General features: G+C 66.6%; 15 protein-coding genes and 2 pseudogenes. 8 read left to right on the top strand and 9 right to left on the bottom strand.

The window, feature by feature from the left end:
• Nucleotides 1–459, top strand: a 459-nt coding sequence (locus FREUN1FDRAFT_RS31875) for an IS110 family transposase (RefSeq protein ID WP_035955372.1), incomplete at its 5' end; no start/stop codon positions are given.
• 17 nt (nucleotides 460–476) lie between these two features.
• Here the strand turns inward: FREUN1FDRAFT_RS31875 and FREUN1FDRAFT_RS31870 are convergent.
• The 8 genes and pseudogenes from FREUN1FDRAFT_RS31870 to FREUN1FDRAFT_RS40335 all read right to left on the bottom strand — a co-directional run.
• Nucleotides 477–983, bottom strand: a pseudogene (locus tag FREUN1FDRAFT_RS31870) (transposase); the annotation flags it as partial.
• A gap of 205 nt (nucleotides 984–1,188) precedes the next feature.
• Complete coding sequence (locus FREUN1FDRAFT_RS48320; protein WP_157475664.1) at nucleotides 1,189–1,653, bottom strand: hypothetical protein; 465 nt, start codon at nucleotides 1,651–1,653, stop codon at nucleotides 1,189–1,191.
• Nucleotides 1,654–1,951: 298 nt separating this feature from the next.
• Nucleotides 1,952–2,845, bottom strand: coding sequence for a TIGR03619 family F420-dependent LLM class oxidoreductase (locus tag FREUN1FDRAFT_RS40340; RefSeq protein ID WP_006544455.1), 894 nt, complete (start codon nucleotides 2,843–2,845; stop codon nucleotides 1,952–1,954).
• 88 nt (nucleotides 2,846–2,933) lie between these two features.
• Entirely contained in the window at nucleotides 2,934–4,061 is a 1,128-nt protein-coding gene (locus FREUN1FDRAFT_RS31855) for an ABC transporter permease (protein WP_006544454.1), read from the bottom strand.
• Entirely contained in the window at nucleotides 4,054–5,574 is a 1,521-nt protein-coding gene (locus FREUN1FDRAFT_RS31850) for a sugar ABC transporter ATP-binding protein (RefSeq protein ID WP_006544453.1), read from the bottom strand. The genes FREUN1FDRAFT_RS31855 and FREUN1FDRAFT_RS31850 overlap by 8 nt, the downstream gene beginning before the upstream one ends.
• A gap of 59 nt (nucleotides 5,575–5,633) precedes the next feature.
• Nucleotides 5,634–6,791, bottom strand: coding sequence for a substrate-binding domain-containing protein (locus tag FREUN1FDRAFT_RS31845; RefSeq protein ID WP_006544452.1), 1,158 nt, complete (start codon nucleotides 6,789–6,791; stop codon nucleotides 5,634–5,636).
• A gap of 86 nt (nucleotides 6,792–6,877) precedes the next feature.
• Nucleotides 6,878–7,006 (bottom strand): hypothetical protein, encoded by a 129-nt coding sequence (locus FREUN1FDRAFT_RS47560; protein WP_006544451.1) that lies wholly within the window; start codon nucleotides 7,004–7,006, stop codon nucleotides 6,878–6,880.
• A 389-nt stretch (nucleotides 7,007–7,395) separates the two neighbouring features.
• The gene (locus tag FREUN1FDRAFT_RS40335) at nucleotides 7,396–8,052 is read right to left on the bottom strand and encodes a PaaI family thioesterase (RefSeq protein WP_006544450.1); all 657 of its coding nucleotides are present in this window, start codon (nucleotides 8,050–8,052) and stop codon (nucleotides 7,396–7,398) included.
• A 134-nt stretch (nucleotides 8,053–8,186) separates the two neighbouring features.
• Between FREUN1FDRAFT_RS40335 and FREUN1FDRAFT_RS31835 the strand changes: the two genes are divergently transcribed.
• The 7 genes and pseudogenes from FREUN1FDRAFT_RS31835 to FREUN1FDRAFT_RS31805 form a co-directional block, all read left to right on the top strand.
• Nucleotides 8,187–10,010 carry a long-chain fatty acid--CoA ligase gene (locus FREUN1FDRAFT_RS31835; RefSeq protein ID WP_006544449.1) on the top strand — a complete coding sequence of 608 codons (1,824 nt, stop codon included), beginning with the start codon at nucleotides 8,187–8,189 and terminating at the stop codon, nucleotides 10,008–10,010.
• A gap of 60 nt (nucleotides 10,011–10,070) precedes the next feature.
• A complete protein-coding gene (locus tag FREUN1FDRAFT_RS42305; RefSeq protein WP_006544448.1) occupies nucleotides 10,071–12,671 on the top strand; it encodes a PEP/pyruvate-binding domain-containing protein in 2,601 nt (866 codons plus the stop codon).
• Between the two features lie 29 nt (nucleotides 12,672–12,700).
• On the top strand, nucleotides 12,701–13,618 hold the full coding sequence (locus FREUN1FDRAFT_RS31825; protein ID WP_006544447.1) for a hypothetical protein: 918 nt from the start codon (nucleotides 12,701–12,703) through the stop codon (nucleotides 13,616–13,618).
• A gap of 2 nt (nucleotides 13,619–13,620) precedes the next feature.
• Nucleotides 13,621–14,319 carry an SDR family oxidoreductase gene (locus FREUN1FDRAFT_RS31820; RefSeq protein WP_006544446.1) on the top strand — a complete coding sequence of 233 codons (699 nt, stop codon included), beginning with the start codon at nucleotides 13,621–13,623 and terminating at the stop codon, nucleotides 14,317–14,319.
• An 86-nt stretch (nucleotides 14,320–14,405) separates the two neighbouring features.
• Nucleotides 14,406–16,007: an AMP-binding protein gene (locus FREUN1FDRAFT_RS31815; protein ID WP_232295508.1), complete on the top strand. Its 1,602-nt coding sequence runs from the start codon at nucleotides 14,406–14,408 to the stop codon at nucleotides 16,005–16,007.
• 477 nt (nucleotides 16,008–16,484) lie between these two features.
• Nucleotides 16,485–17,312 (top strand): mycofactocin-coupled SDR family oxidoreductase, encoded by an 828-nt coding sequence (locus FREUN1FDRAFT_RS31810; protein WP_006544443.1) that lies wholly within the window; start codon nucleotides 16,485–16,487, stop codon nucleotides 17,310–17,312.
• 584 nt (nucleotides 17,313–17,896) lie between these two features.
• Nucleotides 17,897–18,298 (top strand): annotated as a pseudogene (locus FREUN1FDRAFT_RS31805) (transposase); the annotation flags it as partial.
• 18 nt (nucleotides 18,299–18,316) lie between these two features.
• On the opposite strand, the gene FREUN1FDRAFT_RS31800 reads toward FREUN1FDRAFT_RS31805, so the two are convergent.
• Nucleotides 18,317–18,812, bottom strand: a 496-nt coding sequence (locus FREUN1FDRAFT_RS31800) for an IS110 family transposase (protein ID WP_006544441.1), incomplete at its 5' end; no start/stop codon positions are given.

The following is an 18,812-nucleotide window of genomic DNA, read 5'->3' as shown; positions in this document are numbered from 1 at the left end:
CTGACCGCCGTCCATGACCAGCGGAAACTCCTCGCGGACCGGATCGCGGAGCTTCTGGAGGCCCACCCTCTTTCCAAGGTCCTGACCTCCATGCCCGGTATCGGGGTCAGGACCGCCGCCCGCATCCTCATCGACGTCGGGGACGCCAGCAGCTTCCCCACCGCCGGGCACCTGGCCGCCTACGCCGGTCTCGCCCCCGCCACCCGAGCATCGGGCTCTTCCATCCGAGGGGAACACCCCTCCCGACGCGGCAACAAACAACTCAAACGCGCCTTCTACCTGGCCGCGTTCGCCTCCCTACGCGAACCCCCGTCCCGGGCCTACTACGACAAGAAACGCGCGGAAGGCAAACATCACGTCGCCGCTCTCACCTGCCTCGCCCGGCGCCGGATCGACGTGCTCTACGCGATGCTTCGCAACGGCACCTTCTACCAGGCCCCGACCCCCTCACCGGCTTGACGAAGGACATAGGGGCACTTCTTCCAGGTCCGGTCCGCGTTCTCCTTCTCCGAGTGGGCGGTGACCAGGGCGGCGTCCAGATCGATGGTCAGCGGATCGTCGGCGCAGATCCCGGCGTGCGGGGCGTGCGCGCCGGCCAGCTCCCATACCCGGGCCCGAGCCACCGCCCGGGCGGCGTCGATCGCTTTCAGTGCCTTCCCGACATCGCCGGCGAGCCGTTCGACCGTGCGGGACACGGTCGGGTCCAACGCGACCGGTCCGAACACGGCTGGTTCCGCGCGTAGGAGCGACACGTCCGCAAGGCAGTCCCCACCCAACGCCAGCGACAGCGCCAGATCGCACAGCACCTTGCCCGGGTCGTGCACCGCCCGACCCGGCCGCCATGGCGCCAACGCCGCCAACAGTGCCTGCCCGAGTCCACTGGCCCGGACCGTCTCGGTCAGCATCAGCCCGCCCGCGTGCGACACGATTCCGCGCCCGGAGGCGTCCACGCGGACAGACGGATACAGAGCGGTAGGCTTCACCGCGAAGGTGCTCCTTGGTTCGGTGAGATTCAGGCCCTCAGCAAGCCCGATCCTCCCAGCTCAGGAGCACTTTCCCCTTTCCGGCACCTCAACAGACGATCACCCCGGTGAAAGCCCGAGGCTAGAACTCCAGCCGTACCTTCGTGATCGGTTGAGTTGTAGGGCTGTGGCCTGCCGGCGTGAACCGCCCCGGGTGTCCGGGGGCTCAAGCGGTTGAGTGCTCAGGTTTGATCAGGATGTGTTTCTGGCGGTAGGCGGCCTCGAGGTTGGTGGGCGGCAGGTCGCCGTAGGCGTGTAGATGCGGCGGCGGTCGTACGAGTCGACCCAGTCCAGGGTGGCGACCTCGACCTGGCCCGCGGTCTTCCATGGTCCCCGGGGTTTGACCAGCTCGGTTCTTGTACAGGCCGATGACGGTTTCGGTGAGGGTGTTGTCGTAGACGTCGCCCACACTGCCGACGGAGGCGTCGACGCCGACGGCAGTGAGTCGTTCGGTGAGGGCGATCGAGGGGTACTGCTTGCTGCCGGCGTCGTTGTGGTGGACCAGCCCGGCCATCGAGGTGACGCCCTCGGCCGGTTCAGGGGCGTGTTCGAGGCCGTCGAGGTGGCCAGGGCTGTCATGGCATAGTCGGGCTGGTGTCGCCGCGATCTGGCCCGTGCCCGCGCATCCCACTATCGCCGACGCACCACAAGATCGCCGTAAGTACGGTTGCTAGGAGCCTGCCGCGGCAGCAAACGCGCTCTCGTCGCGGTCTCCCCACACCATGCTTGTGATCGCCTGGCATCTGCTCCACGACCAGAGCACCTACCGCGACCTCGGCCCCGACTACCACCAGCGCCGTCAGGACCCCGAATGCCAGACCCGCTAGCTTCTTCCACCAGCTCCAACAGCTCGGCCACCAGATCACCCTTGCAGCCTTACCCTGAGTCACTTCTGGCTCGGCATTAAAGGGACGACGAGCCGGGCGGGCTCAGTTCTCGGCCAAGAGCTTCGCGTCGCGCAGGTGGCCCGCGACGTTCCGCAGATTCGCCTCGATGCCGTCCAGATCCGCGCCGTGGGGTGTGATCTCGACCCAGGTGACTCCGGCCTCCTCGAGTTGCTGGGTCTCTGCCACGAGCCGTCCGGAGTCGCGGAGCCAGTCCGTCCGGCCTCGGACCAGACACACGTCCGGAGTGCCGGTGCGACCGGCCGCCCGCCACTGCCGGTCATAGTCCGCGATGGCGTCCGGCAGGGTGCGCATCGTCAGTGCGATGGTCCCGGCCTTGGTGGCCCAGGTCTCACTCACCTCCAGTGGTGCCCAGCCGTCGAAGGAGCGTACGGAGCTGGCCCGCGCGGCGTCCGAGTTGCCGCCCCTCCACAGCGGGGGGTGTGGGCGATCCCGGTACGAGGGGAACATCGTGTTGCCGGTGGCCGTCCAGTCGTGGTGCTCTGCGTGCAGCGGGCCGCCCTCCCAAGCCGAGCGCATGGCCGCGACCACCTCGTCGGTGTGCCGGCCCCGGCCGGTGAAACGAGCCCCGAGCGCTTCGAACTCGGCCCGGTTGTATCCGGCGCCGAAGGCGACGATGACCCGGCCGCCGCTGATTTCGTCCAGTGTGGCGATCATCTGGGCGGTCAGGAAGGGGTTGCGGTAACCCGCGACTAGCAGGCTGAAGTGCAGGCGGATCCGTTGAGTGCGCGCCGCCAGGTAGGCCAGCAGCGTGAAGGGGTCGTAGGCTTGGTGGCTGATCGAGTCACCGCCCACCAAGGGGAACGGGTGGTCGGTGGCGGAAACGGCATGGAATCCGCACTCCTCGGCGGTAGCCGAGAAGCGCGCCTGGGACGGTATGTCCATCCCGGTCCGGGGGAGCGAGACGGAGAATCGCACAATCACTCCAGTATCGATAGTTCTGATATGTAATGACCCATTGCGTGCGGGGGCGGCTCGAGTCGCAAGGACGTCCCCGTCGGGTCTCTCAGGCTTCGAGTCGGTCGGGGTGTTCCGATCTGGACGAGAAGCGGCGCAGCATGCGTGACACCGCTTGGTCTCCGCGTAGTCGTTCACTGATCTGCGCGGAGGAGACCGCGACGAGCAGCGCTGCGCCGTTGAAGGCGGTCACGATCCAGATCTGCCCGCCGATGAGCTGCAGGCCCTGCACGCCGGTGCCCAGCAGGTACACGGCAATCACGGTGCCCCCGACGTTGAAGGTCCCGGGCTTCAGCTGGGTCGCACCAAGGAAGGCCGCGGTGAACGCGGGGAGCAGGTAGGGCGGCCCGTCGTTCTGGTTCGTCGTGCCGATGACGGAGGCGTACAGAATCCCGGCGATGCTGGCGACGACGGCCGACGCCACGAGCGACCCGAAGATGAGCCTTCGGGTGCGGAGTCCGGCAAGGCGCGCGGCCTCGGCATTGGCACCCGTTGCCTGGATCCGTCGTCCCAGCGGGGTGTGCTCGAGCACATACCACACGAGCAGACCGAGGGCTGCGAGGTATAGGCAGATCGTGGGAACTCCGAGGAATCGCCCGGACGTGAGGGAGGCGAAGTCGGATGGGAAGGGTCCGAGGTATTCGCTGTTCGCGATGAGGATGCAGCCGGCCAGCAGCAGGGAGGTGGAGCCCAGCGTCGCGATGAAGCTGTCGAGGCGCAGGAATGCGACGAGGAATCCGTTGAGTAGCCCCACCACCAGCCCGACGAGGAGCGTGATGGCGATGGCCACCGGAACCGACAGACGCGGTCCCTGAATCATGAGCCAGCTACAGACCAGTGAGGTGAAGCCGAGGCACTGCGCACAGGACAGGTCGTAAGCTCCGGCGGACAGCGGGATCAGGAGGCCTACCGCCAGGATTGCCGTGATGGCCCCGGTCTGAGCGATGGACTGCCAGTTGCTGGTCGTGAGGAACAGATCCGGGATCCAGATCGAGAAGGTTGTCACGATCAGGACGAAGATGACGATCCCGAGGTAGGCGGACCACTGGACCTCGGCTCCACGACGGCGTTCCGGGCGTACGTCCGGCTGCAGCGGCTCAGTGGTGCTCGCTGAGGCGCTATCGGCGGGTGGGATCGCCCGTCGTGAGGCCTCCGTCGAAAGGCTGTGTTCAAGCATCTGCGGTCGCTCCATCGTCCGAATGAGCACGCAGGGAAGCGGTGAGGATTGAATCAGGCGTGAGCGCGTCGCCAGACAGCCACGCCACCGGAAGTCCGGCACTGAGAACGATGACTCGGTCACAGATCATGCTTGCCTCCTCGTAGTCCGAGGTCATGAGTAGGATGGCGCCCCCCGCGCCGGCGATGCGGGCCAGCGCCGCGTAGATCGCGGGCTTGGCACCGACATCGACGCCGGCCGTCGGATCCTCCACCAGGACGGCCGTGGCGCCGCTGTGCTGGGTCCGCGCGATCACGACCTTCTGCTGGTTCCCGCCGCTCAGGGTGGAAAAGATTGCCTTGGGTGACGCAGGCATGACTCCAAAGCTCGTCAGGTATGTGAGCACCGAAGCCCGTTCACGGCGCCGGGAAAGCCACTTCATCGGACCCACGGACGGGATCGAGGAGACGGTGATGTTGGAGGAGAGGGGCCAGTGGGCGAATCCGCCCAGCCGCTTCCGGTCGCCAGGCACATAGACCAGCCCCGCGTCGACGGCATCGTCCGGGTGCCCCGGCTTCAGAGTCCTTCCCCGGACCCGGACCTCACCTGCGGTCGTGGCCCCGGCGCCGAAGATCAACGGCAGTGCTTCCTCGACGCCGCTGCCCATGAGTCCGACCAGCCCGACGATCTCGCCGGCATGCACCGTGACGGAGAGATCCCGAACCCGCTCGCCGGCCAGACCCTCCACCTCGATGACCGGCTCGAGGCTGGGCGCTGGTGGAGTCGTGTAGAACGCCTCCGGCTCCCGCCCGAGGATCGCTGCAACCAGGCTTCCGTGATCGAGTGACGTGACAGGCAGCGAGTCGACGACGTTGCGCCCGTCACGCAGCACGGTCACGTGATCACCGATCTGGAAGACCTCGTGAAGCCGGTGCGTGACATAGATGATCGCTACGCCGCGGTCTCGCAACGCCCGCAACAGGGAGAACAGCCTCTCCTTCTCGTTCTCCGAGAGCGAAGCGGTGGGCTCGTCGCAGACCAGCACCGACGGCAACCCGCCCTGGGAGACCGCCCGGACGATCGCCGTCATGGCGCGTTGCGAGGCGCTCAGCCTGGCCAGCGGGGTCGCCACGGGCACGTCGGTGATGCCGAGGCGCCGCATGACCTCCTCGGCCCCGCGATTCTCCCTCCGGCTCGAAAGCCATCTCTTCCCGATATACGTTCCGCCGAGCGCCAAGTTGTCGGTGACCGAAAGTTTCTCGATCAGCGCGAGATCCTGGTGGACGAAACGGAGCCCGTGCTGGTGCGCCTCGACTGGTGAGCCGAACGGAACCGACGCACCGTCCACGAGAAGCCGGCCGTCGCCATCGGGTTGGTGAAAGCCGGCCAGAACCTTGATCAGGGTGGACTTGCCGGAACCGTTATGACCCAGGAGACAATGGACCTCACCCCGGTTGGCCGTGAACGAGACGTCGTTCAGCGCACGCTGGCCGCCGAAGCGCTTGGAGATCCCGACCACCTCGAGCGCGGGCACTAGGCCATCCTGCGCCGCTTTCGATGGCGCCTCGTCGTCGATCGCGCTCACCGCGCTGCCTAGCCGACACGCCAGGCGCGGGCGAACGTCTCCGAGACGCCTGGCGGGTCGAGGGCAGCGTCCGTGGCGTTCTCCCCGGTCACCACCCCGACCCAGGGCAGCGGCGGGGCCTTCGACCCGATGTCGTCGCCGACCGAGAGCCGCGCCAGAGGATCCACGATGAGGTATTGGTAACTGTTGAAGAACGCGATGCCCGCGGCCACGTCTCCGATCCTGATGTCAGGAAGGTTGGCGGGATTGCTGAGTGCACCCAGGACGATCTTGACCTTGGAGTTCATCCCGTTGGACTTCAGTGCCGAGGCCATGCCTGTGTAAAGAGCGGTCCCGCCCGGATACACCAGGTACTTCACAGCGGGATGAGTTCGAAGGAAGTTGATCGTCTGGGTGACGGTGGTGGTGGGAGGCGACGAAAGACTGGCCTCGAGCACATTAACTTTCGAGTTGGGGCTGAGTTTGCTCATCTCGACCGTGAACCCTCGGTGGCTGGCTGCCATCGCCGGTTGCGTGGGGTCGAGGACGGCAGCGACCTCGACCGATCCGCCGGCCATGGCCAGGACCTGGTGGGCGAGGGTCGTGCCGACCCCTTCGAACGCCTTGCCGCCGATGACGTTGACGGTCACCCCGTCGATCGGGCTGGCACCGCTGGAGTCGATGTAGGGGATTCCAGCCGCTTTGGCCTGCGCGATCTGCTTGGCGACGACCGACTCCGGGAATCCCTGGGTCACCACAAGGTAGTCGGGCTTCGAGGCCAGAGCGCTGTCAAGCGCGGCGACGAAGTCCTGGGGGCCTTTGGCGAAGTCGTACGAGTACTCCTTCGAAGTCCAGCCTAATAACCTGGTCACCGGTTCCAGCTTGCCGGGATTGCAGCCCGAGACGGTACAGTTCACAAAGGCGACAGTCTTGTCGGTTGGTGGCTTCTTTGACAGTGGCTCCACGGTGAACGGCTTCTTGCTGAGGTCGGCGATCGCGGCCCTGGCTGTTGCGATCCCGGCACCATCGGCTCCCGAAATCGTGCCCGACGCGTCGGAGCCGGTGTCTCCGCACGCGCCCAGGCCGAGGGCCACGCAGACGGTGACGGTAACGGCTGCTACCTTATGGGAAAGCCTTCTATGTAGGCGATGGCGCTGCCGGAACCGGTCGCTGTGCCTCTCGGACATGACTGCCCCTTTCTAAGATGATGTACAATTTCTCGTGGCATTCTGGTGGTCGTGTGTCGTGGTGTTCTTTTGTGTGGTGCGGATTCTCAGATGGCGAGAAAGATGTCGTACAGGGTTCGTCGCACTCGGTGAGTGGTTCCATGTCGATGCGCAGACCGGTCACCGGGCTCGCACAGCGCCGCTTCGGCGGTGTCGGCCTCGTACACGAGGGTCATGCCTTCGTCTCCCTCGGCGGGATGACCGTGTTGCCTGCCGCATCGGTCTCGAGGTGCTGGACGGGGCCGCAGCGATTCTGGCGTGGAGGAGTTGGATTAGGGCCGGCGCCTTGATGCGCGTCGGGGGCGATGGGCCGTTGTGCACGGTAGTGCGCTGCCATGCCTTGGTTCCTGGCCACGAAACCTCACGGAAGCGGGCCGGCGAGAGCGGTGCGTCGGCGCCCTCCGCGTCCGGGGGCGACGAGTACGACGCCGTCCCCAGATCGACGCGGGCGAGATCTTTGAGACTTGGCATCTTGAAACGAGTGACCTAGAAAATGCCCGAGCGTGGCTGTGCTGTCAAGCGAAATCGCGAGCCGAGATTCTCGGGCGCGTTCGCGCGGCGTCGATCACGCCTCGGTGGGCTCCGTGCTGCTCCGCGGGGAGATGAAGAGACTGGTGGCTCGGAAGAGAAGCACGTCGTCGCCCCTGCCCTCTGCGCCCACGACGTACTTGCGCCCGGTGCGGCTGACGAGGCGCGCCGTGATCACAACCTCCTGGTTGAGGGGAACCGGTGCCAGGTAGCTGATTTCGAGCATCGCCGTGACCACCGGCACCCCGGTCAGTTGCACCACCGAGAGGCCGAGCAGGCCGTCGACGGCGGCAGCGACATGGCCGCCGTGGACGACTCCCGGCAGGCCGGCGGAGGCCGCCCGGAAGGTGAAGCGGCCGACGGCGGTGGCACCGTCCCGCAGGACACTGCCGGCCAGGCCGAGGGGATTGCCGGGCCCGGTGACCGGACAGGTGATCCCGGCGCTCATCGGCTTGCCGTCCTCGGCTGGAGACTCGAACATCTGGGCCAGTTCGGCCTCGCGGTCACGCTCTCGCGCGTCGAGGGTCCGCATGCGGTCCGCCAAGTGTGCCAGGGTGTCGACGATTTCAGCGGCGAGACGGGGATCTTGCAGCGCGCGGGAGGTGACCAGGTGCCCGAACTCGCGCACGGCCGTGGCCACGGCGACCAGGGGTTCGCCGTCGACCGTGTCGGGGGAGGAGGCAGCGTGAGTCACGCCTGGTGACGCTACAGCCTGCAGAAGTACACGGCCAGCTTTTTGAGACACCCTTGCTCTTATTTGGTCGATCGGCGATGATGCGGCCGAGGTCGAGAGCAGCGAGGCGCCGACTCAGGGCGAAGGGTTGATCTATGGGTTCTCCGAGGCATCTGCTGGCCGGATCGGTTGATCGTGCGACGGCCGTCGAAGCCCGCACCGTTCCAGAAGCCTTCCAGCGGACTGCGCACGCCCAAGGAGACGACATCGCCTTCCGGGAGATCGGCGGTGGCGCCGCGCTGACGTGGCGTCAAACCGCCGGCCGGGTTCGCGACTTCGCCGCCGGCCTCGCGGGCATCGGCCTGAGGAAGGGTGACCGTCTCGCTATCCTGCTGCCGAACACCATCGAATGCCACTTGCTCGATTACGCGGCGATGCACCTGGGTGTTGTCCCCTTCACGATCTTCAACAGTTCGTCCCCCGAGCAGGTCGCCCATCAGGTCGGGACGGCGGGGGCTACGGTGATGGTGACGTCGAACCGTTTCCTACCAAAGGTGGAGGAGGCACTCGCGCAGCTGCCGCGGTCGATTCAGCATCTCGTCGTAAGCGACGCGGCCGAGGGGCTGACCCTCGCGGTCATCGAGCAATTAGGGGCCACCGACGCTGACTTCGACCTCGACCGGGTTGCGCGCTCGGTCGAGGAGACGGACCTGGCGACCCTCATCTACACCTCGGGAACGACAGGCCTTCCAAAGGCGGTCAAATGGAGCCACCGGGCGGTCATGTCTCAGTTGCGCGGCCTCGATCGGGCGATCCCGCTGTCGCGTGAAGGGATTTTGTCCTTCCTCCCGTTGGCGCATGCCGGCGGCAAGACCAACGCTCTGTACGGCGCGCTCGTGCACGGCGCCACGGTTACCGTGTGCCCGGACATGGCGCAGTTCGGCGCCGGTCTGGTCGATGCCCGCCCTGACACACTCTTCTCCACTCCCCGCCTCTTCGAAAAGCTCCAGGCCGCCATCGAGGCGCGGATACGGGCCTGCTCGCCCGAGGAGGCGTCGTATCACCAGGCGACGCTTGCTCTGGGGATCGCGATCGTCAAGGCGGGCGACTCTGCGACGGCTGGGAGCAGCGGGATCGCTCCGGAGAGCGTCGCACGGCACGCGAGCGGCGTAGCCGCACTCAGGCCCGTCCTGAGCGAACTGGGTCTCGACCGGGTCCGGGCCGCGTTCGTGGGCGGCGCACCGTCGGCTCCCGAACTCGTGTACTTCTTCCGGGCCATAGGAGTTCCGCTGCTAGAGGCCTACGGTGCCACGGAGACCGGGCAGAACATCTTCAACCGGGTCGACCACTTCAAGACCGGCACGGCTGGATTAGCCCTGCCTGGAGTCGAAATCGCGGTTGCCTCCGACGGCGAGCTGCTGGCCCGCTCGGCCATGAACATGGATGGCTACCTCGATCGTCCGGAGGAAACGGCCGCCACGATTGACGGGCAGGGCTGGGTCCATACCGGAGACGTGGTGGAGGTGGACGCCGAGGGTTTCGTGAAAATCGTGGACCGCAAGAAGGAGATTATGATTAACTCTGCCGGAAAGAACATGTCTCCGGCGTTGATCGAGTCTACAGTCAAGGCGCAGAGCTCACTGATCGGCCAGATCGTCGCGATCGGCGACGGTCGGCGATACGTGACCGCGCTCATCACCCTGGAGAAGGAGATGCTCCCGCGCGTGGGCGAGGAGCACGGCATCTCCGATAAATCACTCGCGGACCTGGTGGCCGCGCCTCAGATCTTGGCCGAAGTGGAACAGGCGGTCGCGCGCGGGAACGCCCGGCTGAACAGCAACGAGCAGATCAAAAAGTTCACCCTGCTTCCCGAGATCTGGGCCCCTGATGGCGATCAGCTCACTCCGACGGGGAAGCTGAAACGGCGTGTCATTGCAGCCCGGTACGCCACCGCTATCAATACGATGTACGCGGATTGACTAGAGCGGGTTTCGGTCGGCCCGCAGCGCTTTCGCTGTTGACGTCACGATGAGGAAAACATGGACCATATAGTCGAACTGAAAGACTGTGGGCCTGAGCGGGCGCATGAGGTGGGCGGCAAGGCACTGGGGCTCGGCGTGTTGAGCAGGCTCGGCCTGAAGGTCCCGGCCGGTTTCGTTGTCACCACCGGCGCCTACCGTGCATCGGTGACGCGGGATCTGCGTGATCGCATCGCCCGGTTAGCCGACTCGGCCAGGAGCGTCGACGAACTGCAGGTGGCCGCCAAGGAGATCGGTCAGGGGTTCACAGCTGCGATGATCTCGCCCGCCGTGCGCCGTGAGGTTCTCATGGCCTACGCGGCGATTGGCGACGATGACACCCCGGTCGCCGTCCGATCGAGCGCCACCGCCGAGGACCGGCCGGACGCCTCGTTCGCCGGCCAGCAGGACACCTTCTTATGCGTCACCGGCCCGGACGCGGTCCTCGAGCACCTCGCGCGCTGCTGGGCCGGCCTGTACACCCCTCAGGCCATCAGCTACCGCCGCCGCTTCGCCGACGGCGACCAGGATCTCGCGATGGCTGTCGTGATCCAGCGCATGGTGACGGCCGATGTCGCGGGGGTCATGATGACCCTCGATCCGGCGTCGGGCGATCGCTCGAAGGTCTACGTGGAAGCCGCGTACGGCTTTGGCGAAGGCGTGGTGAAGGGTGACGTCGTCTCGGATAGCTATTGGGTGGACGCGGCGTCGAGTTCGCTGTCGCACAGCGAGATTCGCGACAAGCAGTCCGCCCACCGCCTCGACCTGACATCGGGCCAGGTGCACCTGGTCCCAGTAGATCGTGAGTTGCGCCGGCTCCCGGCGCTCTCGGACGACGAGGTGGTGTCGCTCGCACAGGTGGGCTTGGCCGTGCAGTCGAAGCTGGGCCTGCCACAGGACATCGAGTGGGCCATCACGTCGGCCGGCGGCCGACGAGAGGTCTACCTGCTGCAGGCCCGGCCCGAGACCGTCTGGAGCAACCGTCGCGCCGTCCCGACAGCTGACGAGCTGAGGGCGGCGGGCAAGCTCGACGCCCCGAACGTCCTTCACGGCCGGGCCGGTCGTGAAGGGCTGTGGACGTTGACCAACATGCAGGAGGCGATCCCGGGCGTCAGCACGCCGTTCAGCGCGTCGGTGTGGGGCCCGGTCGCGGAATCCGCCAATCGCAGTCATTACCGCTTCATGGGCGCCTTATCCCGGGAGGAGGCGCACCTCCCTAACGACCCCGCGGAGTGGGTGGTCGGGTATTTCTACGGGCGCGCTGCCCTGCGGATTGACACGTACGCGCAGTGGGCCGACCGGGTACCGGGGGTCAGTGGAGCGGCGATCATCGAGCAGTTCTTCTCCTCGCTGCCCGGGCTCGACGCGGCCGTGCGGACCCGCCCTCGCTACGCCCGCGCAGTGCCCAGGCTCGCTCTCCCGTACCTGCTCGTGCCACGTAGGATGCGCCGCAACCGTGAGGACGTCCAATCCTTCTGGGAGGCGTCGATCAGCGCCCTGCCGGGCGCGGACGAAGCCGCGGCGGTCCGCACCCTTGACGGCGCCATCGAGCGGTTCCAGCGGTCCCTCTCGCTGCAGATCAATCTGAGCCAGGGTGCGTTCCAGGCCGTGAGCCGCAGTCTTCGAAGCCTGTGTGCGGGGACCTCGGTTGATCCTCACGAGATCGTGGCCGGCTACGGCGGGCACGAGGAGTCCGTGCTGATTGACGACATGTGGGAGTGCTCCCGCGGCACTCTGGAGCTCGCCGACTTCGTCCACCGGCATGGTTATCACGGCTGGCGCGAGGGCGAGCTCTCCCAGCGCTCGTGGCGCGAGGACCCGTCCATGGTCGAGCGGCAGCTAGCGGCGTATCGAGACCTTCCGGAAGGGGAGGATCCCCGACTCGCGCATGAGGGCCGAGCTGAGCGTCGGCGACAACTGGAGGGCCAGCTGATCGTACAGTTGCCCGTCTGGCGTCGTCCCATGGGAAGGGCGATCCTCGCTGCGGCCGGCTACTACCTGCCCATGCGCGGAGTCTCCAAGGTCTCGTTTCTGCAGAGCCTCGACGTGATCAGGGCTGCTGCCCGGCGCATCGGCACGGGGCTGCACGACGCGGGCCGGCTGGACGACCCTGAGGACGTCTTCTACCTGACGCTCGACGAGGTGAGGTCACGAGCCGCCGTCAGTCGCGACGTGATCGGGGAGCGCATGGCGATTCGCCGGGCCTACGAGGAGTTTGACCTTCCCGATGCCTGGCAGGGCTCCCCGACCATCCTCAGACCCACGCGGGACGACGCGATCTCTTCGATCGTAGGTACCCCCGCCAGCCGCGGCATCACCGAGGCCCGGGCTCGCGTCGTCGTCGACGTCTCGCAGGCCGAGGTCGAGCGGGGCGAGATCCTCGTCGCGCGGGACACCGACCCGGCGTGGGCGTCCCTGATCTTCCTTTCCTCGGGCCTGGTCGCCGACATCGGGGGGGTCATGAGTCACACGGCCGTCGTCGCCCGGGAACTCGGCATCCCGTGCGTCGTCAATTCGAAGGTCGCGAGCATCCAGATCCAGACCGGTGACCTCATTCGAGTGGACGGCTCGACAGGCGTCATCGAGATCCTCGAACGAGCGGCCCGCGAACCGTCGCGGTAGCCGAAATCGTCAATTCACAAGGAGACATCGTGTCCCAGCAACTCCCCGACCTGAGCGCCTACTACGACCGCGACCCCGTCTGGGGGCCGAACAGCTACCCCGTCAGGACGGAGATCGAGGAGGGTGCGCCGCCGTGGAAGGACCACGCATACCTCGCGTTCTGGGATCCCGCGCAGGAGGTATACGGCTTCTTCCACTGGAACTCCTCGCCCAACCACCCGACGTCGAAGGCGCAGCTGAACATCTCCATCAAGGGAGAGCTTCTGGACATCCGTGAGGATCTTCCGGCTCGCGATCGGTGGACGAGCGAGTCGATCGACTTCGACCTGCTGAACTCGATCACGATCACCCACCCGCGCCTCACGGGTGATCTGCTGCTGACCGCCCGGCGGATGCCCATCAACTTCGGCCCCTCCGGCTCGATCCCGGCGTTCCCGGGCCAGACGCCGCTCCAGCACTTCCAGCACCCCCTGTCGATGAACGGATCACTCGTCTTCGACGGCAGAGAGCTGGAACTGAACGCGACCGGGTACCGGACCCGGACGTGGGGATACCGCGACGACTCGGTCCAGTTCCCCGAGTACTACTACCTGTGGGCAAGCTTCGACGATTTCGAAGTCGCGGTGATCAAGCACCTCCACCCGGACGGCGTCGCGCGCGCGGGTGGCGGTCTCGTGACCGACGACGGTGTGGTCCCGGTCCGCGAGGTGCACATCCCCAAGGATGCTGCCGGCTTCGCGATCGAGACGCGCTACGAATTCGCGGACGGGACCGAGCTCGTCATTGACGTGCAGGAGCGGGTCTGGAGCGGCTGGTGCCCGATCGGGTTGCCTCGCCGGGACGGCGCGACCTTTGCCGCGTTTGACGAGATCCTCCATCTCCGCACCAGCGACGGTCGCGAAGGCTGGGGACAGTCCGAGTACGGTTACGTCCGGCGCGTCTACTGATCATGGGGAGCCGCACCGCCATCGTCACCGGGGCGTCGGGCGGGCTGGGTGCCGAGATCGCTCGGCACTTGGCCGCGCGCGACTTCCGCGTCGCCCTGCTCGCGCGCAAGCTCGACCCCCTGACCCGGCTGGCCGAGGAACTCCGGCCGCACGAGTCGATGCCTCTGGCCGTCGACATCACGGACTGGCCGGCGGTGAGCTCGGCGGTCGATGCCGTGGCCATGAGCTGGGGTGGCGTCGACACCGTCGTGGTCAGCGCGGGGGTCGCCATGAGCAGTTCGTTCGTCGACGAGAAGGGGCCGCCGCCGGACACCTGGGCCGCCATGGTCTCGACCAATGTCCTCGGAAGCGCCCTCACAGCCCGGGCCTCGCTGCCCCACCTCCGTCGTCGTGGGGGACACCTGATTCTGATCGGCTCTGTCTCGGGAATCGTCACCCGCCCCGGAAGCCTCTACTCGGTCACGAAGTGGGCCGTCTCCGCGCTGGCCGAGTCGATCCGCGTCGAGATGGCGGGAAGCGGGGTCCGCGTGACCATCGTGCATCCCGGAATAATCGAGACCGACATTCTCCGCCCCGAACACCAGGACCAGCCCAAGCTGCAGGCCAAGGATGTCGCACGGACGGTGCTGTGGGCGATTGACCAGCCTCCAGACGTTGATGTTGGGGCGCTCGTCGTCCGGCCCAGTGGCGCCGCTCACTGACGCCACCAGGCGTGGTTCGAACAGCGACGTGCTGAACGAATGACGGCAGCAGGAAGGCAGGAGGTCATGACGATATGAGCCAGCTGATGGCAGAGCTGGAAGGTCGGCCCCGGCTCACGGTAGTGGAGGCGCTGCGGCGGGGAGCGGCCACGGACGGAGACTTCCTCCAGTTCGAAGAGGCGACTTACACGTTCGCGGACGTCGACCGGCTGTCGACCGCGTTCGCCCACGAGCTGCGTAAGCTCGGGGTCGCCCGCGGCGACCGAGTGGCTGCCCTGCTGGACAACAGCATCGACCAGATCGTGACCTGGTTCGCGGCCAACAAGCTGAGTGCTGTCTGGGTCCCGCTGAACGTCGCCTATCGAGGGGAGTTCCTGCGCCACCAGCTGGTCGATTCAGCGCCCCGGATCCTGGTCTGCGACAGCGCATACCTGGATCATGTCCTCGAGGTCCAGGACGCCGTCACGGACCTTGAAGTGATCCTCCGCCGAGGCGCCGTGCCGGCTTCCGCGGTGCGATCCCGCGCGGCGATCGCGGCCCTGGCAGACCACCGCGGCGCCAACGACTCGCCACTCGGGGACGATCCGGCTCCCGGCGACCTGAGCATGCTGATCTACACCTCCGGGACGACGGGACCGTCCAAGGGATGCATGATCAGCCACAACTACATCTGCCACCAGGGCGTACAGTCCCTCCTGGCGATCCCGCCCGTGGCCGGGGACGTGCTCTACACCTGCCTGCCGCTCTTCCACGTCTCCGCCATCGACACCGTCATGAGCGCGCTCCTTGCCGGGATCAAGATCTACGTCGCCGAGAAGTTCTCAGCGAGCAGGTTCTGGTCGGAAATCCAGGTGAGCGGTGCGACCAACGCCAGGATCATGTCATCCATCTTCACCATCGTCGCCGACGGTCCGGAGACTCCGGAGATGCAGGCCTGCTACGGACAACTGAGAGCAGTGTCCGGCTCGCCGATCCAGCCGGATGTGCGCAGGAAGTGGCACGAGCGGTTCGGCGTGCGGTTCGTCAACAGCTTCACGTACGGCCTGTCCGAAGGCGTGCGACTGAGCATGTCGCGCTTCGGCGAGGACATCGCTGACGGTTCGGTCGGGAGGATTGACGACACGGCGTTCGAGGTCGCCATCCTGGACGACGAGGACCGCCGGCTGGCCGACGGGCAGATCGGGGAGATCGCCTTCCGGCCGAAGCTGCCGAACATCATGTTCGAGGGCTACTGGCGGCGTCCGGACGAGACGGCGAAGGCGTGGCGCGGCTTGTGGATGCACACCGGAGACATGGGCCGCATCGCAGAGGGATTCCTCTACTTCACCGACCGCAAGAAAGACTATGTGCGCAGCCGCGGCGAGAACATCTCCTCGTTCGAGATCGAACGCGCGGTGACCCTGCACCCGCAGGTGCTGGAAGTGGCCGCCCACGCGGCCCAGGACGGTCGCGGAGAGGACTGCCTCAAGCTGACGGTCGTGCTCGTCGCAGGCAGCGACCTGACCGAGAAGGAACTCTGCGGCTGGTGTGTCGAGGAGCTGCCCTACTTCGCCGTTCCTCGCTACATCGAGTTCCGGCCGGAGCTCCCGAAGACGCCCACACACAAGATTCAGAAGAACGTGCTAAGGGCGCAGGGTCTAACCCCCGGTACCTGGGAGCGGCCAGAGGCGGAATCGAGGCGCCGGTAAGCGGCTTCGGGTTACCTTAGTGGATCAAGGAAGAACAAGTCCCCGGAGAGCTGCAAGGTCATTCGGGTGCATTGAGGCCGGCGTTATCTCGGGATCGAGAGGGCTTTCGTGAAACACCTCGAGCTCGTGGAGATCACGGTTCCCGAAATCGGGGCCGGTATCGCGAAGGACCGTATGAGGGTCATTGCGTCCGGATGCGTGGCCTCGCGCCTCGTCGAGCAGTAACTGCGCCGTTGGGCGATCGTACGCCTGCCCCGGTACATCGAGTTCCGCGACATGCTGCAGCGAACGTCGACCAGAATAATCATGAAATATCAACTACGCAGAGGAACGAGGCCCAAGACCCCGGACCGCGACGAGACCGGGATCTAGGTCCGCCGCCCCGCCTGGCCGTACCGAGTACGGCCGCCGGCCACTCCGCGCGCACTGGGGCAGTGTCGGTCCGACCGGAATCGTGACCCGTCGAAGGAGCTGGATGTGGGCAGACTCGAAGGCAAGGTAGCGTTCGTCACGGGCGCAGCGCGCGGGCAGGGGCGCAGCCACGCGCTCAAGCTAGCCGCCGAAGGCGCGAACATTATCGCGGTCGACGTGAGCGAGCAGGTCGCGACCGTCCCGTACCCTACGGCTACAGCCAATGATCTGAAGGAGACAGTCCGTCTCGTGGAAGCGCTGGATCGGCGCATCATCGCCGATCAGGCGGACGTGCGGGATCTGGCTGCGCTCAAGAACGTGGTCGACGTCGGCGTGGCCGAGTTCGGTCGCCTCGACATTGTGCTGGCCAACGCCGGCATCTCCACCCCGGCGCCCACGCTCGAGATGAGCGAGGAAACCTGGCAGACGATGATCGACATCAATCTGACCGGGGTCTGGAAGACCGTGGTCGCGTCCGTGCCGCACATCCAGGCGGGCGGTCGCGGCGGGGCCGTAGTCATCACCAGTTCATTGGCGGCGATCTTCTCCAACCCCAACACCGCACACTACAGCGCCGCCAAGGCCGGTCTGGTCGGCTTCATGAAGGTGCTGGCCAAGGAGTTGGCGCCGCAGAGCATCCGGGTTAACACGATCCACCCGACAACCGTCGCGACCGACATGATCCTCAACGACCCGACCTACCGGCTGTTCCGCCCTGACCTGGAGAATCCGACTCGGGAAGACTTCGCGGTCGCGGCCCGCAGGCTGAACAAGTTGCCGGTGGTGGCCACCCAGGTCGAGGACATCTCGGCCGCGGTTCTGTACCTGGTCTCCGAGGACGGCCGGTACGTCACCGGCACCACACACGTGATCGATGCGGGAGGGGCGCTCTGATGGCTCTGGTCGAAGGTCCGAAGCTGCCCGCCTTCGTTCACAGGTAGGGCTTCTCTCGGCTATGCGGCCTTATCGCACTCGTAGGAGCGGGTTTCGTGCTCGTGAGGGCTGAAGTATCCGCTGGTGGAGTGACGGCGTCGCCGATTGCGGAACCTCTCAACGAAGTCGAAGATCGTGGCCCGGGCCTGGTCGTGGGGGGTAGGCCCGTGCCCGAAGGTGCGGCCGGTCTGTTCCAAGCGCCCGGGCGCAAAGGACAGCGGTTGAGCGCAATGGCACGCTGCACAGGGCGCCAGCCGGTGTCCCGGCCGGGTGTGGCGACCCGGCTGGCCAGGTCCATCCACCCCGTCGCCGACGTGGTAGGCGGCGGCGACGGGGCGGACCGCCGGGCCGGAGCAGGTCCCGGTAGGCGGTCATGATCAGGTGGCCGCGGCTTGGACCAGCTGGCGTGACGCCGTTGTCTGTCATTCCGATCGCGGTCGGGACGAGTCCTAGACCGTCCGAGTCCGGTCTAGGGCGTGTATCTCGTTGTGATCTCTCGGTTGGTTTGGTCCTGATGGTGAGGCCTGGCCCGATAGATCGTTTGTGTGACGCGTGCGCAGTTGACCGATGCGGAGTGGGAGTTCATCCGGCCGTACCTGCCGATCGGCGAGTACGGCCCGTATCCCGAGCGGCTGCGGGAGCAGTTCGCCGGGGTGCTGTGGCGGTTCCGAACAGGTGGGCAGTGGCGGGAGATGCCAGCCGAGTTCGGGGCGTGGTCGACGGTGCACAACCGGTTCCGGCAGTGGCGTGACGCCGGAGTGTTCACCGCCCTGCTGGACGGGATGATCGCCGAGGCCGCCCATCGGGGTGAGGTCGACCTGTCCCTGGTCAGCGTGGACTCCACGACCGCCCGGGCGCATCACGACGCGGCCGGGATGCATCTGGACGCGGAGAAGCTGGCCGCGGTGGAGAAAGCCGCTGCCGAGCAGGACAAGGCCCGGGAAAAGGTGCCCCTATGTCCTTCGTCAAGCCGGTGAGGGGGTCGGGGCCTGGTAGAAGGTGCCGTTGCGAAGCATCGCGTAGAGCACGTCGATCCGGCGCCGGGCGAGGCAGGTGAGAGCGGCGACGTGATGTTTGCCTTCCGCGCGTTTCTTGTCGTAGTAGGCCCGGGACGGGGGTTCGCGTAGGGAGGCGAACGCGGCCAGGTAGAAGGCGCGTTTGAGTTGTTTGTTGCCGCGTCGGGAGGGGTGTTCCCCTCGGATGGAAGAGCCCGATGCTCGGGTGGCGGGGGCGAGACCGGCGTAGGCGGCCAGGTGCCCGGCGGTGGGGAAGCTGCTGGCGTCCCCGACGTCGATGAGGATGCGGGCGGCGGTCCTGACCCCGATACCGGGCATGGAGGTCAGGACCTTGGAAAGAGGGTGGGCCTCCAGAAGCTCCGCGATCCGGTCCGCGAGGAGTTTCCGCTGGTCATGGACGGCGGTCAGGGAACGGGCCAGGCTGGGAATGATCAGAATCGCCGCG

Origin of the sequence: Parafrankia sp. EUN1f, assembly GCF_000177675.1 — a bacterium.
Lineage (GTDB): Bacteria > Actinomycetota > Actinomycetes > Frankiales > Frankiaceae > Parafrankia.
The sequence above is the reverse complement of the archived record's forward strand: the minus strand, read 5'-3'. Positions and strand labels throughout refer to the sequence as shown.

What these genes read in the sequence shown, in the direction of transcription:
- FREUN1FDRAFT_RS31855 (WP_006544454.1), bottom strand. Translation starts at nt 4,061, where the DNA reads ATGCTTGAACACAGCCTTTCGACGGAGGCCTCACGACGGGCGATCCCA.
- FREUN1FDRAFT_RS31845 (WP_006544452.1), bottom strand. Translation starts at nt 6,791, where the DNA reads ATGTCCGAGAGGCACAGCGACCGGTTCCGGCAGCGCCATCGCCTACAT.
- FREUN1FDRAFT_RS47560 (WP_006544451.1), bottom strand. Translation starts at nt 7,006, where the DNA reads ATGACCCTCGTGTACGAGGCCGACACCGCCGAAGCGGCGCTGTGCGAG.
- FREUN1FDRAFT_RS31835 (WP_006544449.1), top strand. Translation starts at nt 8,187, where the DNA reads ATGGGTTCTCCGAGGCATCTGCTGGCCGGATCGGTTGATCGTGCGACG.
- FREUN1FDRAFT_RS42305 (WP_006544448.1), top strand. Translation starts at nt 10,071, where the DNA reads ATGGACCATATAGTCGAACTGAAAGACTGTGGGCCTGAGCGGGCGCAT.
- FREUN1FDRAFT_RS31820 (WP_006544446.1), top strand. Translation starts at nt 13,621, where the DNA reads ATGGGGAGCCGCACCGCCATCGTCACCGGGGCGTCGGGCGGGCTGGGT.
- FREUN1FDRAFT_RS31815 (WP_232295508.1), top strand. Translation starts at nt 14,406, where the DNA reads ATGGCAGAGCTGGAAGGTCGGCCCCGGCTCACGGTAGTGGAGGCGCTG.